This is a genomic window from Rhodococcus sp. IEGM 1305 (genome assembly GCF_030058635.1).
In the GTDB taxonomy this organism is placed as follows: domain Bacteria; phylum Actinomycetota; class Actinomycetes; order Mycobacteriales; family Mycobacteriaceae; genus Rhodococcus_F; species Rhodococcus_F opacus_D.
In genome coordinates this window covers 669,515-682,735 of the sequence record NZ_JASHKX010000001.1, presented here as the reverse complement: position 1 = coordinate 682,735, position 13,221 = coordinate 669,515, and the positions used below count along the sequence as shown (strand labels likewise).

Genomic DNA, 13,221 nt, shown 5'->3' with positions numbered 1-13,221 from the left:
CGCGTCGTGCCTAAGCTCGTGGATCACGACGAGCGTCGGCGCAGCATCACCGCCGCCGCCTGGCGGCTGATCGCCGCCCGCGGTATCGATGCTGCCAACATGCGCGACATCGCCAGCGAGGCCGGGTACACCAACGGCGCCCTGAGTCATTACTTCGCCGGCAAGGACGAGATCCTCCGTACCTCGTACGAGCACATCTCCGAGGCCACCGACCGCCGGATCACCGAGGCGCTCGGCGACGCGACCGGACTCGACGCACTGCGCATCCTCTGCCGCGAAGTGATGCCGATCAACGAAGAGCAACTCCTCGAAGCCCGGATCGCCGCCTCGCTGTGGCCGCGGGCCATGTACGACGAGCAGATGGCCGCGACCAACCGCCGCACCATGGACCACTGGCGTGAGCAGATGGCGATCTTCCTCGAGCAGGCGCGCGAGGAGGGCTCCGTCGGCGACATCGACGTCAGCATCGTGGTCGAGCAACTGCTCAACATGATGATGGGCATGCAGATTCTGGGTGTCCTCACGCCGGGCGAAACGTCGTCGGAGCGTCAGCTGGAGATGCTCGAGCAGTTCGTCGCCGCACTCTGAGCCTTCCGTCGCTCAGCCAAAACCGTTGCTGCGGAATCCGATAGGAACCATTTTTGACCGAACGGTCAGTTTGTTCGGGCGCGAAACTCACTGTTTACACGAGGGCACCTCGGCTGTAACGTACGTCACTAAGCTTTTTATTCAACACCCGTAGAACCAAAGGATCGCGACATGCCCACCCTTTCCCCTGTGCGTATCGACCACCCGCTGTCGCTGCCGACCGTCGAAGAAATCGCTTCCCTGCGCGAGATCCTCGAGACCGCCGACGCGCTGACCGAGCAGACGAGATTCGTCTACGTCGGCCTCGAGGAACCGGACAAGTCGACGCTGTACACGGCGGAGGACCCCGAGACCGATCGCCGATTCCGCGTTCTGCTGCACGACATCTCGTCACCCAACGCGGTGGACGTCGTGGTGTCGGTGACCCAGCGGTCGGTGATCAGCTCGGTGACCCTCGACGCCGCCCGTGACGGTCAGATGCCCGTCCTGGACGAGGAGTTCGAGCTCGTCGAGCAGGTGCTGGCCGCCGACGAACGCTGGCTCGCCGCGCTCGCCGCCCGCGGACTCGACGTCGCCGACGTCCGGGTCGCTCCCCTCTCGGCCGGTGTCTTCGACTACCCCGGCGAGACGGGCACGCGGATCCTCCGGGGGCTCGCGTTCCGCCAGGACCACCCGAAGGACCACGCCTGGGCCCACCCGATCGACGGGCTCGTCGGATTCGTCGACGTCATGAACCGGACCGTCACCGACGTTCTCGATCTCGGCGCCGTCCCGATCCCCGAGGAGTCGGGCAACTTCGACGACCTCGCCGTCACCGGCCCCCTGCGCACCACCCAGAAGCCCATCGAGATCACCCAGCCCGAGGGACCCAGCTTCGTCGTCGACGGCAACCGCGTCGACTGGGAGAAGTGGTCGTTCCGCGTCGGCTTCGACGCCCGCGAGGGTCTCGTCCTCCACCAGCTCGGGTTCGCCGACGGCGACCGGGTGCGCCCCATCATCCACCGCGCGTCCATCGCCGAGATGGTGGTGCCCTACGGCGACCCCTCGCCGGTCCGGTCGTGGCAGAACTACTTCGACACCGGCGAGTACATGGTGGGCCGTTACGCGAATGCCCTCGAACTCGGCTGCGACTGCGTCGGCGACATCACCTACTTCGACGCCGTCATCGCCGACGAGTTCGGCACCCCCAAGACGCTGAAGAACGCCGTGTGCATGCACGAGGAGGACTTCGGCGTGCTGTGGAAGCACACCGACCTGTGGGCCGGCTCCGCCGAGACCCGCCGCCAGCGCCGTCTCGTCATCTCCTTCTTCACCACGATCGGCAACTACGACTACGGATTCTTCTGGTACCTCTACCTCGACGGCACCATCGAATTCGAGGTCAAGGCCACCGGCATCGTCTTCACGTCGGGTCACCCGGGCGGCGACTACCCGTACGCCTCGGAGATCGCCCCCGGCCTCGGCGCCCCGTACCACCAGCACCTGTTCAGCGCCCGCCTCGACATGATGATCGACGGCGACCGCAACTCCGTCGAGGAGGTGCAGACCAAGCGGGTGAAGATGGGCCCCGGGAACCTGCACGGAAACGCGTTCACCCTCGCGCGCACGCCGCTGACGAAGGAATCCGAGGCGCAGCGCCTCGCGGACAACAGCGTCGGACGCGTGTGGCACATCAGCAACCCGAACAAGCTGAACCGTCTGGGCAAGCCGGTGGCGTACGCACTCCACCCGGAGGGTCAGCCGATCCTGCTGGCCGACGACGACTCCTCGATCGCGGCGCGGGCGACGTTCGCCACCAAGCACCTGTGGGTCACCCAGTTCGATGAGAAGGAGCGTTACGCGGCAGGGGATTTCGTGAACCAGCACGCGGGTGGCGCCGGACTGCCCAGCTTCGTCGCCGGTGATCGCGATCTGGAGAACGAGGACGTCGTCGTCTGGCACACGTTCGGCCTCACGCACTTCCCGCGACCGGAGGACTGGCCGATCATGCCCGTCGACTACACCGGATTCACGTTGAAGCCCAGCGGCTTCTTCGACCGCAACCCCGCTCTCGACGTTCCCCGCACGACGTCGAAGCACTGCGCGACCGGAGGCGGCAGCTGCCACTCGGACGGGGGAACAGATGTCTGACACCACCACGGGTTCGGGTGCCGGCAAGTTACGCGGATCCATCGGCGTCGTTGGGATCGTCTTTCTCGTCATCGCTGCCGCCGCGCCGCTGACCGCGATCGGCGGCGCTCTGCCCGTCATGATCGCGATCGGCAACGGTGCGGGCGCCCCGACCGCCTATCTCATTGCCGCACTGGTCCTGCTCGTCTTCAGCGTCGGATACGCGGCCATGAGCAGCCACATGGTCGACACCGGCGCCTTCTACGCCTACGTCGCCAAGGGGCTGGGCGAGTCCTGCGGGCTCGGCGCAGCCGGCCTCGCTCTGCTGACCTACACCGCCATTCAGGCCGCCGTGTACGGCCTGGCCGCCGCGACGATTCAGGGCCTCGTGGTCCAGTACGGCGGACCCGACCTGCCGTGGTGGATGTGGGCGCTCGTACTCATCGCACTCGTGGCCGTGCTCGGATACCGCAGCATCGACCTCGGCGCCAAGGTCCTCGGGGTGCTCCTCGTGCTCGAGATCGGCATCATCCTGGCGCTGTCGTTCGGCGTGCTGGTGCGGGGCGGGGCCGCGGGTATCGACTTCGCATCGTTCACCCCGACGTCGTTCTTCAGCGGATCCCCCGGTGTCGCATTGATGTTCGCGATCGCGTCGTTCATCGGCTTCGAGGCGACCGCGATCTACGGCGAGGAGGCCCGCAACCCCCGGCGCACGATTCCGATCGCGACGTACGCCGCCGTGATCGTCATCGGGCTGGTGTATGCGCTGGCGAGCTGGGCCGTGGTGCTCGCGTTCGGCAGCGACAACGTCTCCGCCGCGGCCGCCGCCGACCCTGCCGGTCTGACGTTCGCCGCCGCCGCGCACTTCCTGGGCGGACCCGCGGCCGACGTCATGGCCATCATGCTCGTCACCAGCCTGTTCGCCGCACTCCTCGCCTTCCACAACGCCATCTCCCGGTACGTGTTCGCCCTCGCCCGCAAGGGGGCGGCTCCGCGCGCACTGTCCCGCACCCACACCAAGCACGGTTCCCCGCATATCGGCTCGGTCGCCCAGACGATCTCCGCGACGGTGGTCGTGGGGGTGTTCGCCCTCGTCGGCGCGGACCCGGTGCTGGAATTGTTCACCTGGATGGCGGGTCTGGCCACCGTGAGCATCCTGGTGCTGATGGTGCTCACCAGCGTCGCGATCATCGCGTTCTTCGCCCGCACCCGGCTGGATACCCGGCTCTGGCACACCCGCATCGCTCCGGTGCTCGGATGCGTGGGCCTGGTGGCCGTCACCGGGTTGGTGCTCGACAACTTCACCACGCTGATCGGCGGATCGGAACTGCTCGCGGACATCCTGCTGGCCGTAATCGCGCTGTTCTTCGTCGCCGGTCTGGTCGTCGCCCGGGTCACCCGGCAGAGCCGGGCGGATGTCGGGCAGCGTCGCGAACTCACCCCCACGATCTGAGTCCGGCGATGTTCGAGATCCCTGCCGTGCACGCGGCGATGCTCGTCGGAGCCGTCGGGGCGATGGTGCCGATGTGGCGGGCACACGGCACGGACTGCCGGGTGCGGATCGCGCACGGCGCGATGGCGGTGTCGATGGTCGCGATGATGATCCCCGGCCTGCCGGCGGGGATTCACCTGCTGGAGGGTGCCGTCCTCATCGCCCTCGCCGTGTTCGTCACCGGTGAGACCATGCACCGCCGGACCGCCGTGCCCTGTGCGGTGGACCTCACCGCCATGGGGGTGCTGCTGCTCCTGGCCCCGACGTCCGCCCCCGCCCCGGCCGCGTCGGCGTCGTCGGGCCACCACCACGGTGGCGCTGGAATCTCGACGGGCTGGCTGCCACTCCTCGTGCTCGTGTGCTGGGCACTGTTGACACTGCATCTCTTTCGCTCCACCCCGCGCCGCGAGCGCCGCTCCGGCGTCAGGGCCGCGGCGGCGGGATCCGCACTGATGATCCTGGGCATGGCCCCCATGGCCGTCTGACAGCTCTCCCACGACTGCAACCTGGAGGAACCGATGAGTTACGCCGATGCCGTCTACATCCACGGCAAGGTTTTCACCGTCGACGCGAACTTCACGATCGCCACCGCCCTCGCGGTGCGTGACGGACTCGTCCACGCGGTGGGCAGCGATGCGGAGATCGAAACCCTGATCGGACCGGACACCGTGGTCACGGACCTCGGTGGGAAGACGATCCTCCCGGGAATCAACGACTCGCACCTGCATGCCATCGCCTACGGGCTCGACACTCCGCCGCTGTCGCTGGACGTGTCGTTCCCGGCCGTCCGGTCGATCGCGGACGTCCGTAAACTCGTGCGGGAGGCCGCCGCGGCGGCCGAGGACGGCGAGTGGATCATCGGAACCGGCTGGGACGACGGGTATCTCGACGAGTGCCTCGCCGAGGCCGGACGGACGCCGACCCGCTGGGACCTCGACGACGTGTCCCCGAACAATCCCGTGTTCCTGCAGGACTTCTCGCGGCACACGTCGTGGGTGAACAGCGCGGCGCTGGCGCTCGCCGGGGTGGACGAAACCACCCCGCTCCCGCCGGGCAGCCTCATGCCGGTCGGCGAGGACGGCCTGCTGACCGGCATCGTCATGGAGGGTGCGCAGGCCCTCGTGCAGCGTGTTCTTCCCGCCCTCACCCGGGAGCGCCGAGAGGAGGCACTCCGCTCGGCGATCTCGATCCTGCAGAGCGAGGGCATCACCAGCTCCACCGATCCCGCGATCGGCCCCGGCGGCGAGGCCCTCGCCGGTGGCGCGATGGGCGCCGAGGGCCTCGCGGTGTATGCCGACCTCGCCCGCCGCGGAGAACTGGGCGCCCGCGTCAACCTTCTCCTCCTGCCCACCGGAATGTCCGGATCCGCGGAGGATTTCGGACAGAACCTCGCGAACATCGAGGTTCCGGAATCGGTGGACCCGAGGATGTTCCGGGTACTCGGGGTGAAGGTGTTCGCCGACGGCATCCCGCCGAGCAAGACCGCGTGGATGCACGAGGAATACGTCGGCGGCGGCTGCGGCTCACTCTGCGTCGGCGGCGACACCGACGAACGTCAGGTGTACGAGGTGACCGAGATGGTCCGCATCGGCCACGAGGCCGGCTACCAGATCGGTGTGCACGTCACCGGTGACCGTGCCATCGACACCGTCGCCGACGCGATCATCGCCGCGCAGAATGCGCACCCCCGAGAGGATGCCCGGCACTACCTGATCCACGGCGACTTCATCAGCGAAGCCACCCTGCAACGCTTGGCCGAGAACGGCATCGGCGTCAACATGAACCCGACGATCAAGTGGACGATCGCCGACCTGGAGGTCGGGGTGGTCGGGACCGAACGAGCCGCCTACGAATGGCCGTATCGCAGTGCCGTCGAATCCGGGGTGCACCTGATGAGCAGTTCCGATGCACCGGTCACACCGCCCGATTGGCGTCAGGGCATCTCCACGATGATCCTGCGCGAGAGCAAGGCCAGCGGCGCGGTGAGCGGGCCCGACCAGTGCATCGGCCTCGCCGACGCCGTCCGCACCTACACGATCAACGCGGCCTGGCAGGACTTCGCCGAGGACTGGAAGGGATCACTCGAGGTCGGCAAGGTGGCCGACCTGTGCATCCTCGACGGCGACCTCGAGACCATCGACCCGCACGACATCCCGGCAATGCAGGTCGTCTCCACCGTGCTGGGTGGGAAGGTCGTGTTCCAGCGCGTCGCCGAAAGCGTCGCGTAGCCCGGTACCGATACGTCGGAATTGCCGGTTCGCCGCTCGGTCGGCGAACCGGCAGTTCGGCGTCTATCCGATCCGCCGGTTCACTGAGCCCACGCCGCCTCGGCGATCCAGTACTCGCTCCCGTCGGCGCTGATTCCGCGTTGCCAGTCGGTGGTCCGTCGCAGGTTCGGTTCGACGCGCGCGGTGGCCGCGTCGGCGCCGTCCGGTCCGTCCTCGCGGGTCTGCCAGTGGACCCAGTTCACTTCGTTGCCGTCCTCGTCGTGCACGAAGAGGTCGACGTGGTGCCACCCGTAGCGATGGGTGTCGGCGTAACAGGTCAGGAATGTCCGGTAATGATGCGAATAGTCCACGAGGTACCTCCGGGCCGCGGTGGTGTTTGCCACCACGCTAGAACCGGATCGTGCCCAACGGAATCCAAGAAACCTTTACCCGCGTAGGGGTCGGCCGCTCAGTGGTTCGGATCGGCGGGCAACGTGAACGTGAAGACGGCCCCGTGCGGATCGTTCTCGCGCGCACTGAGTGTCCCGCCCTGGCGGGAGATGATGCGATGGCTCAGCGCGAGCCCGATTCCGTGACCCGTGGACTTCGAGGTGAACGCGCCGTCGAAGATTCGGCCGTCCGGGATGTGCGAGAGCCCCTTGCCGTGGTCCTCGACGCTCACGACGCCCTCCGTCTCGGTGATGTCGGTGCGTACCGTCACGATGCGGTCGGCTGCCGGCCATTCCGCCATCTCGTCGATGGCGTTGAAACACAGGTTCAGGATGACCTGCCCGGTGAGCACCCGTTCGCACACGACGGCAACCGTGTCGTGCGCCCGGAGGTACTCGACGTGAACTCCCTTCTGCCGCGCCCGGATATCGATGAAATATGCGCATTCGTCGACGATGTCGTTGAGATCGACGATCTGCTGCGACTCCTCGAGTTGTGTCACGTATTCACGCAGACTCCGGACGATCTGATTGGCCCGGTCGATCTGCTTGCGCGCCTCCCCCAGGCCCCAGCTCACCTCGTCGTGACCGCTCCGGCCGTCGTCGAGGCGACTCTGCGTTCCGGCGATGAAATTGGTGGCGGCCGCGAGCGGCTGGGCCAACTCGTGGGCGATGGCCATCGCCATGTCGCCCATCGCGTTGTAGCGGGCCAGGTAATTGAGGTACTGCGAGTCCCGTTCGTGCTCCTGCTCGGTGCGGACGTGTTCGGTGACATCGTGGAAGAGCAGGAGGTGGCCGCTCAGATCGTTCTCGATACCGATGTGCTGGCAGCTCCCCGCATGCCACCGGCGCTCCTCGGCTGACAGTTCCACCTCGTAACGCAGGCTCTGGGAACCCCCGTCGGCGGTCGTCAGTTGCAGGGCGCGTCGCACGCTCTCCCGTGACTGACCCGCCCGGCAGAACTCCGTGAAGCGTTCGCCGACAAGCGATGCCACCGGAACCTTCAGGAGCTCCGACGCCGCCTCACTCGCGTACGTGATACGACTGTCGTCGTCCAGGACGAGGATTCCTTCGGCCATGTTCCGCAGGAACGCGGCCAGCCGGGCCTCGGTACGGGTGAGGTCGGCCTCGGTGCGGGTGAGGTCGCGGCGCATCGACGTTTCCTGCTCGATGTCGCGGAACTGCACCATCACCACGGTCCGGGCACTCAACTCGACCCGGATCGCGATCGCCTCCGTCAGGACTTCTCGCCCGCTCTTCGCGCGATACGTCCATTCGATGACCGCCGCCCCGTTGTCGACAGCCTCCTGCAGCCACCGCCGTCCCACCGACCTGCGGTACCGCTTCGCCGGGGAACTCATATCGGGCGCTTTGAGTGGTTTGAGTTCTTCGACCGTGAACTCGAGCAGTTCGGACGCCGCCCGGTTCGCCCAGAGGATGTCCTTGGTGGCCGCATCGTGGACCAGGACGCAGTAGCGAAGGGACTCGACGAGTCGTTCGTAGTCGGACGGCGCGAGATCGGACAATGCGGCCTCCTTCGGCTCATCTCGAGTCTACTGAGCAGACGGACCGCGGACGCGATAGGGAAATCCTTTACTCCGAGGCGACATCTCTGCACGTCCTCGGGAGGAAGCACCGATTGAGTGATGCCCGCCACCGCAATAGCGTGAATTCGGCACGAAAAACGCCACACCCCTTCTACTTCGCGTCGATCGGAGTATTTGATGACCAACGCACCGACCCTCGACACGACGGACGCCGCCGCGAACGGGACGCTGTCGTTCGAGGACGTCCTCGAGCACGTCGCATTGCGGCGGGAAGAGTTCGCTCGCCAGAAGTTCGTGCCTCGCGACATGATCGACGAGTTCAAGCAGATCGGCATCTACCGCGCGGCGACACCCCGCCAATTCGGCGGCGACGCGCTGCCCCCGAGCGAGTTTCTGCGGATGATCGAACGCATCTCCGCGGTGGACGCGTCGGCGGGCTGGGTCGCCAGCTTCGGCTCCGCCCTCGTCTACCTGGCGGCACTGCCGCTCGCGACACAGGCGGAGTTGTACAAGGACAGCCCCGACCTCGTCTTCGCCGGCGGACTGTTCCCGGTGCAACCCGCCGAACAGGTGCCGGGTGGTCTGAAGATCACCGGGCAGTGGAAGTTCGCCAGCGGATGCAAGGGCGCCGACATTCTCGGCGTCGGAATCCGCGGCGGCGACTCCACAGCCGGGAAGCCTCGCACCGCACTGCTGTGGCCGACGGACGTCGAGATCGTCGAGAACTGGGACGTGGTCGGCCTGTCGGGTACCGGAAGCCACGAACTGAAGGTCGACGGCGTCGTCGTACCCGAGGACTGGACATTCATCCGGGGCGGAACCCCCACCGTCGACGAACCCCTCTACCGCTACCCCTCCATCGCCTACGCCGCCCAGGTCCTGGCCGTCGTCAATCTCGGAGTGGGCCGCGCCGCGCTCGACTACGCGATCAAAGTCGGTGCGGGACGCACAGGAATCACCGGAGCGCCCAAGCTCGCCGATCGCGCCTACTACCGCATCGACCTGGCCAAGGCGGAGGCGACGCTGAGGTCCGCCCGGGCCTTCTTCTACGAGGTCACCGACGAGGCGTACGCCACGGTGGTCGCCGGCGACCCCGTCCCGGACAAGCTTGCGGCGCTTCTTCGCCTGTCGTCGACGCACGTGGCCAAGGCGGGCGCTTCCGCAGTGCACACCGCATTCCAGTTGTCGGGCACCGGCGCAATCTACGACGGCAACGCGATGCAGCGGTACATGCGCGAGGCCCTGGTCCCGCCGCAGCACGCCTTCCTCGGCGACGGCATCTACGACAGCGCCGGTGCGGTGCTCATGGACATCCCGCCGTTCCCCGGCTTCATCTGACCACCCCGTTTCAATCGAGGAGACCATTCGTGAGTGACACCAAGACCACACCGCTGCGAGTCCTGTTCTGCATCGGCATCAACCAGAACTTCTTCGACCTCCCGACCGGCCAGGGCGGGCTGGTGTGGAAGGCGTTCTCCGGGATGATGGACGCGGTGGCCGAGACACCGGGCGTCCGGGTGATCGGCGACATCGACGACGACAGCCACCTGGTCGGACCGTCGGACGGCTGGCCGTGGACCTGCTACATCCTCGCCGACGTCGACACCCAGGAGACCGTCAAGGCCGTCTGCAACCTCTTCCGCACCACCCCGGTCGGCGAGTACACGCTGTGGCGATACGCGAAGATCGAAGCCCGCATCGGCCGTGCGCTCACCGTCCGCGACGACGTCGACCTCGGCGTGTGAGCGCAATGCACTCTGTGACCGCGTCCGAGGGCATCGAGAGCCGTGCGGCCGTGCACCGCGTGATGTGCCGTTACATGGAACTGTGCGATGTTCCCTCCGTGGCGTTTTCGGTCGAGGAACTCGCCTCGCTGTTCACGCCCGACGCGGTGTGGGAAGGCATCGGCGCCGAGTACGCGCACAAGTTCGGCACGCATCGGGGCCGACCGGAGATCGTCGGAATGCTCACCGCGTACCTTCCACCGAACTCCCATTTCCGGGGAAATGTGCACCTGCTCGGCAATGAGCAGATCGAGGTGGACGGCTCCGAGGCGCAGGGGCGGTGGATCATGCAGCAGCTGTCGCGATACGAGGACGGATCGGCCGAACTGCTCGTCGCACGCATCACCGCCGAGTGTGAAGTTCGGGGCGGTATCGCTCGAATCAAGCACTTCACGACCGAGAAGCTGTTCGTCACTCGCCTCGACGAGGCGACACGACTGCTCGAATCGAATGGAAAGAGAACGTGATGACCACTTCGCTGGATCCCACCAACTTCGCGGACCGCGCCACGGACGACCGCGTGGACGGATCGCTGTACACCGACCCCGACATGTTCGAGGCGGAACTCGAGAGAATCTTCTACCGCACCTGGGTATGGGTTGCCCACGAGAGCGAGATCCCCGAGGCCGGAAGCTACAAGATGGCGACCATCGGCCGGCAACCGGTGATCGTCAACCGCGACCGCAAAGGGAACTTCAACGTCCTGCTGAACCGGTGCCGCCACCGCGGGGCCAGCGTCTGTGAGGTCCCCAAGGGCAAGGCGAACGGGTTCACCTGCCCCTATCACAGCTGGTCGTACGCCCTCGACGGGCGACTGCGCGGAATCCCGTACCCCGACGGTTACGACGAGGACCTCGACAAGAAGGACCTCCGCCTCCAGAGTCTGCGGGTGGAGTCGTACGCCGGCATGATCTTCGCCAGCTTCAACCCCGACGTCGAACCCCTCGACGATTTCCTCGGCGACGCGAAGGTGTGGATGGACCTGTTCATGAAGCAGGGCGCCGGATACCCAGTCAAGACGCAGGGCGAACATTGCTTCCGTTTCCGCGGAAACTGGAAGATCCAGTTGGAGAACACCACCGACGGATACCACTTCCCGATCGTGCACCGGTCCTGGATGTCCTCCGTCGACGCCGAGACCGCCGACATGCTCTCCTTCATGACCGACGACAACGCCGTCACCCACGCTCTCGGAAACGGCCACAGCGTCGCGATCATGGTCCCGGAGCACGTCGACCTGGACCACGACGACGGCACCGAGAAGATTCAGGCGCGTTTCGACCACATCGTCGAAGAGCTGTCGAAGACGATGCCCGCCGACAAGGTCCGTCGCATCGTCCGCTCCATGCACGGCGCCGGGTTCAACCTCAACATCTTCCCCAACGTCGCGATGTCGATGTCGTTCTTCCGGGTGCTGCGCCCGATCTCCGTCGACGAGACCGAGATCCGGCACATCGCCCTCGGCATGGACGGCGGACCGGAGATCGTCAACCGCGAACGCCTCCGCATCCACGAACATTTCCAGGGCCCGTTCGGGTTCGGCAGCCCCGACGATTCCGAGGCCTGGGACCGGGTACAACGCGGATCCCGCGGCGCACCCGGAATGCCGATCATGGTGAACCGCGGTCTCAATCGTGAAGCGCTCGACAGCGACGGACACCGCACCTCGCACGTCACCGACGAAACCGGAATGCGCGAGGCCTACGCAATGTGGAAGAGGATGATGACCGATGAGCACTGATCTGATGACCGCCCAACTCGCCGACACCCGGGTACTGCAGGCGATCGAACTCATCTGGCACGAAGCGGCACTCCTCGACGCCAAGGACTACCAGGCGTGGGACGCCCTCTGGACCGACGAAGGCCGGTACGTCATTCCCATCGACCCGGACACCGACGACTTCGACGGATCGCTGAACATGGTCAACGACGACACTCGCATGCGGCGCATGCGTCTCGAACGTCTGACCTCCGGCTACTCGATGTCCGCGCTCGCCGCCGCCCGGACGGTCCGCACCGTCTCGCGGTTCACGGTCGAGGAACGGACCGAGGACTCGATCACCGTGAGGTCCGCGCAGATCCTCGTGGGCTTCAAACGCGACGACCAGCAGACCCTCGCCGCCGACGTCACGCACCGCATTCGCTACACCGAGAGCGGGCCGCGGTTGGACCTCAAGGTCATCCGGCTCGTCAACTCCCAGGCAGCGGTCAACGCCTCCGGCTACCTGCTCTGACCAGCACTTTCCGAACCTTATCGATCGAACAGGAGCTCGACGTGGATTCTGTCGCAGTAGTCACCGGCGGCGGACGCGGCCTCGGTGCCGCGATCGCACACCAATTGCACGACCGCGGATACCGCGTCGCGGTCGCGGACATCGACAGCGGTGCCGCGAAAGAGACCGCGGCGGAGCTGGATCCGGACGGCGACACGGCCATCGGCGTGGAGTTGGACGTTCGGAAGCGGAAAAGTTTCGAAGCCGCACGTGACCGGGTGATCCAGGAGTGGGGCGGCATCGACGTCCTCGTCAACAACGCCGGCCGGTCGCAGACGGGCTCGCTGATGGACATCGCGCCGGAGGAATTCTCCGACATCGTCGAGATCAACCTCAACGGGGCCTTTCTCGGCTGCCAGGTGTTCGGAAGCTACTTCGCCGAGAAGCGATACGGCAGAATCGTCAACATCGCGTCGCTGGCGGGGCAGAACGGTGGCACGGCGACCGGCGCGCACTACGCCGCGGCCAAGGGCGGCGTCGGCACACTGACCAAGGTCTTCGCACGCGAACTCGCCCCGTCGGGTGTCACGGTGAACGCCGTCTCCCCCGGGCCGCTGGACCTGCCGGTCGTGCGCGAGACGGTGCCCGCGGACAAGCTGGCCGCCATCCTCACCACGATTCCGGTGGGCACCCTGGGCTCGCCCGATTTCATTGCCGAGACCGTTGCCCTGCTCGCGTCGCCGACGGCCGCGTCGGTCACGGGTGCCTGCTGGGACGTCAACGGCGGCCTGTACATGCGCTGACCCCCGCCCGCGGGCGACGGGTCGCAGCA

13 protein-coding genes are annotated in these 13,221 nt (G+C 66.6%); 11 read left to right on the top strand and 2 right to left on the bottom strand.

What is annotated here, in order from left to right; translation table 11 throughout:
- Positions 1-18: 18 nt before the first annotated feature.
- The 5 genes from QM693_RS03115 to QM693_RS03095 all read left to right on the top strand — a co-directional run bounded on the left by QM693_RS03115 (position 19) and on the right by QM693_RS03095 (position 6,417).
- Positions 19-588: a TetR/AcrR family transcriptional regulator gene (locus QM693_RS03115; RefSeq protein WP_283351478.1), complete on the top strand. Its 570-nt coding sequence runs from the start codon at positions 19-21 to the stop codon at positions 586-588.
- Positions 589-759: 171 nt separating this feature from the next.
- Positions 760-2,718 (top strand): primary-amine oxidase, encoded by a 1,959-nt coding sequence (locus QM693_RS03110; RefSeq protein ID WP_283351353.1) that lies wholly within the window; start codon positions 760-762, stop codon positions 2,716-2,718.
- Complete coding sequence (locus tag QM693_RS03105; protein ID WP_283351352.1) at positions 2,711-4,150, top strand: APC family permease; 1,440 nt, start codon at positions 2,711-2,713, stop codon at positions 4,148-4,150. The genes QM693_RS03110 and QM693_RS03105 overlap by 8 nt, the downstream gene beginning before the upstream one ends.
- 8 nt (positions 4,151-4,158) lie before the next feature.
- Positions 4,159-4,674 (top strand): DUF5134 domain-containing protein, encoded by a 516-nt coding sequence (locus QM693_RS03100; RefSeq protein ID WP_283332135.1) that lies wholly within the window; start codon positions 4,159-4,161, stop codon positions 4,672-4,674.
- A gap of 33 nt (positions 4,675-4,707) precedes the next feature.
- Entirely contained in the window at positions 4,708-6,417 is a 1,710-nt protein-coding gene (locus QM693_RS03095; RefSeq protein ID WP_283351351.1) for an amidohydrolase, read from the top strand.
- 80 nt (positions 6,418-6,497) lie between these two features.
- On the opposite strand, the gene QM693_RS03090 is transcribed toward QM693_RS03095, so the two are convergent.
- Entirely contained in the window at positions 6,498-6,767 is a 270-nt protein-coding gene (locus QM693_RS03090; RefSeq protein WP_280781189.1) for a hypothetical protein, read from the bottom strand.
- A gap of 98 nt (positions 6,768-6,865) precedes the next feature.
- Positions 6,866-8,371, bottom strand: a complete 1,506-nt coding sequence (locus QM693_RS03085; protein WP_283351350.1) for a PAS domain-containing sensor histidine kinase — start codon at positions 8,369-8,371, stop codon at positions 6,866-6,868.
- 198 nt (positions 8,372-8,569) lie between these two features.
- On the opposite strand from QM693_RS03085, the gene QM693_RS03080 reads away from it, so the two are divergent.
- From QM693_RS03080 to QM693_RS03055, 6 genes are read left to right on the top strand one after another with little or no spacing between them, the layout of a single operon-like run.
- Positions 8,570-9,730: an acyl-CoA dehydrogenase family protein gene (locus QM693_RS03080; RefSeq protein WP_283351349.1), complete on the top strand. Its 1,161-nt coding sequence runs from the start codon at positions 8,570-8,572 to the stop codon at positions 9,728-9,730.
- 29 nt (positions 9,731-9,759) lie between these two features.
- Positions 9,760-10,137 carry a hypothetical protein gene (locus QM693_RS03075; RefSeq protein WP_283351348.1) on the top strand — a complete coding sequence of 126 codons (378 nt, stop codon included), beginning with the start codon at positions 9,760-9,762 and terminating at the stop codon, positions 10,135-10,137.
- 5 nt (positions 10,138-10,142) lie between these two features.
- A complete protein-coding gene (locus QM693_RS03070) occupies positions 10,143-10,643 on the top strand; it encodes a nuclear transport factor 2 family protein (RefSeq protein ID WP_283351347.1) in 501 nt (166 codons plus the stop codon).
- Positions 10,643-11,917, top strand: a complete 1,275-nt coding sequence (locus QM693_RS03065; protein WP_283351346.1) for an aromatic ring-hydroxylating oxygenase subunit alpha — start codon at positions 10,643-10,645, stop codon at positions 11,915-11,917. The genes QM693_RS03070 and QM693_RS03065 overlap by 1 nt, the downstream gene beginning before the upstream one ends.
- Positions 11,907-12,410, top strand: coding sequence for an aromatic-ring-hydroxylating dioxygenase subunit beta (locus QM693_RS03060; RefSeq protein WP_283351345.1), 504 nt, complete (start codon positions 11,907-11,909; stop codon positions 12,408-12,410). Before QM693_RS03065 ends, QM693_RS03060 begins: the two co-directional genes overlap by 11 nt.
- Positions 12,411-12,451: 41 nt before the next feature.
- Positions 12,452-13,192 (top strand): SDR family NAD(P)-dependent oxidoreductase, encoded by a 741-nt coding sequence (locus QM693_RS03055; RefSeq protein WP_283351344.1) that lies wholly within the window; start codon positions 12,452-12,454, stop codon positions 13,190-13,192.
- The last annotated feature ends 29 nt before the right edge of the window (positions 13,193-13,221 follow it).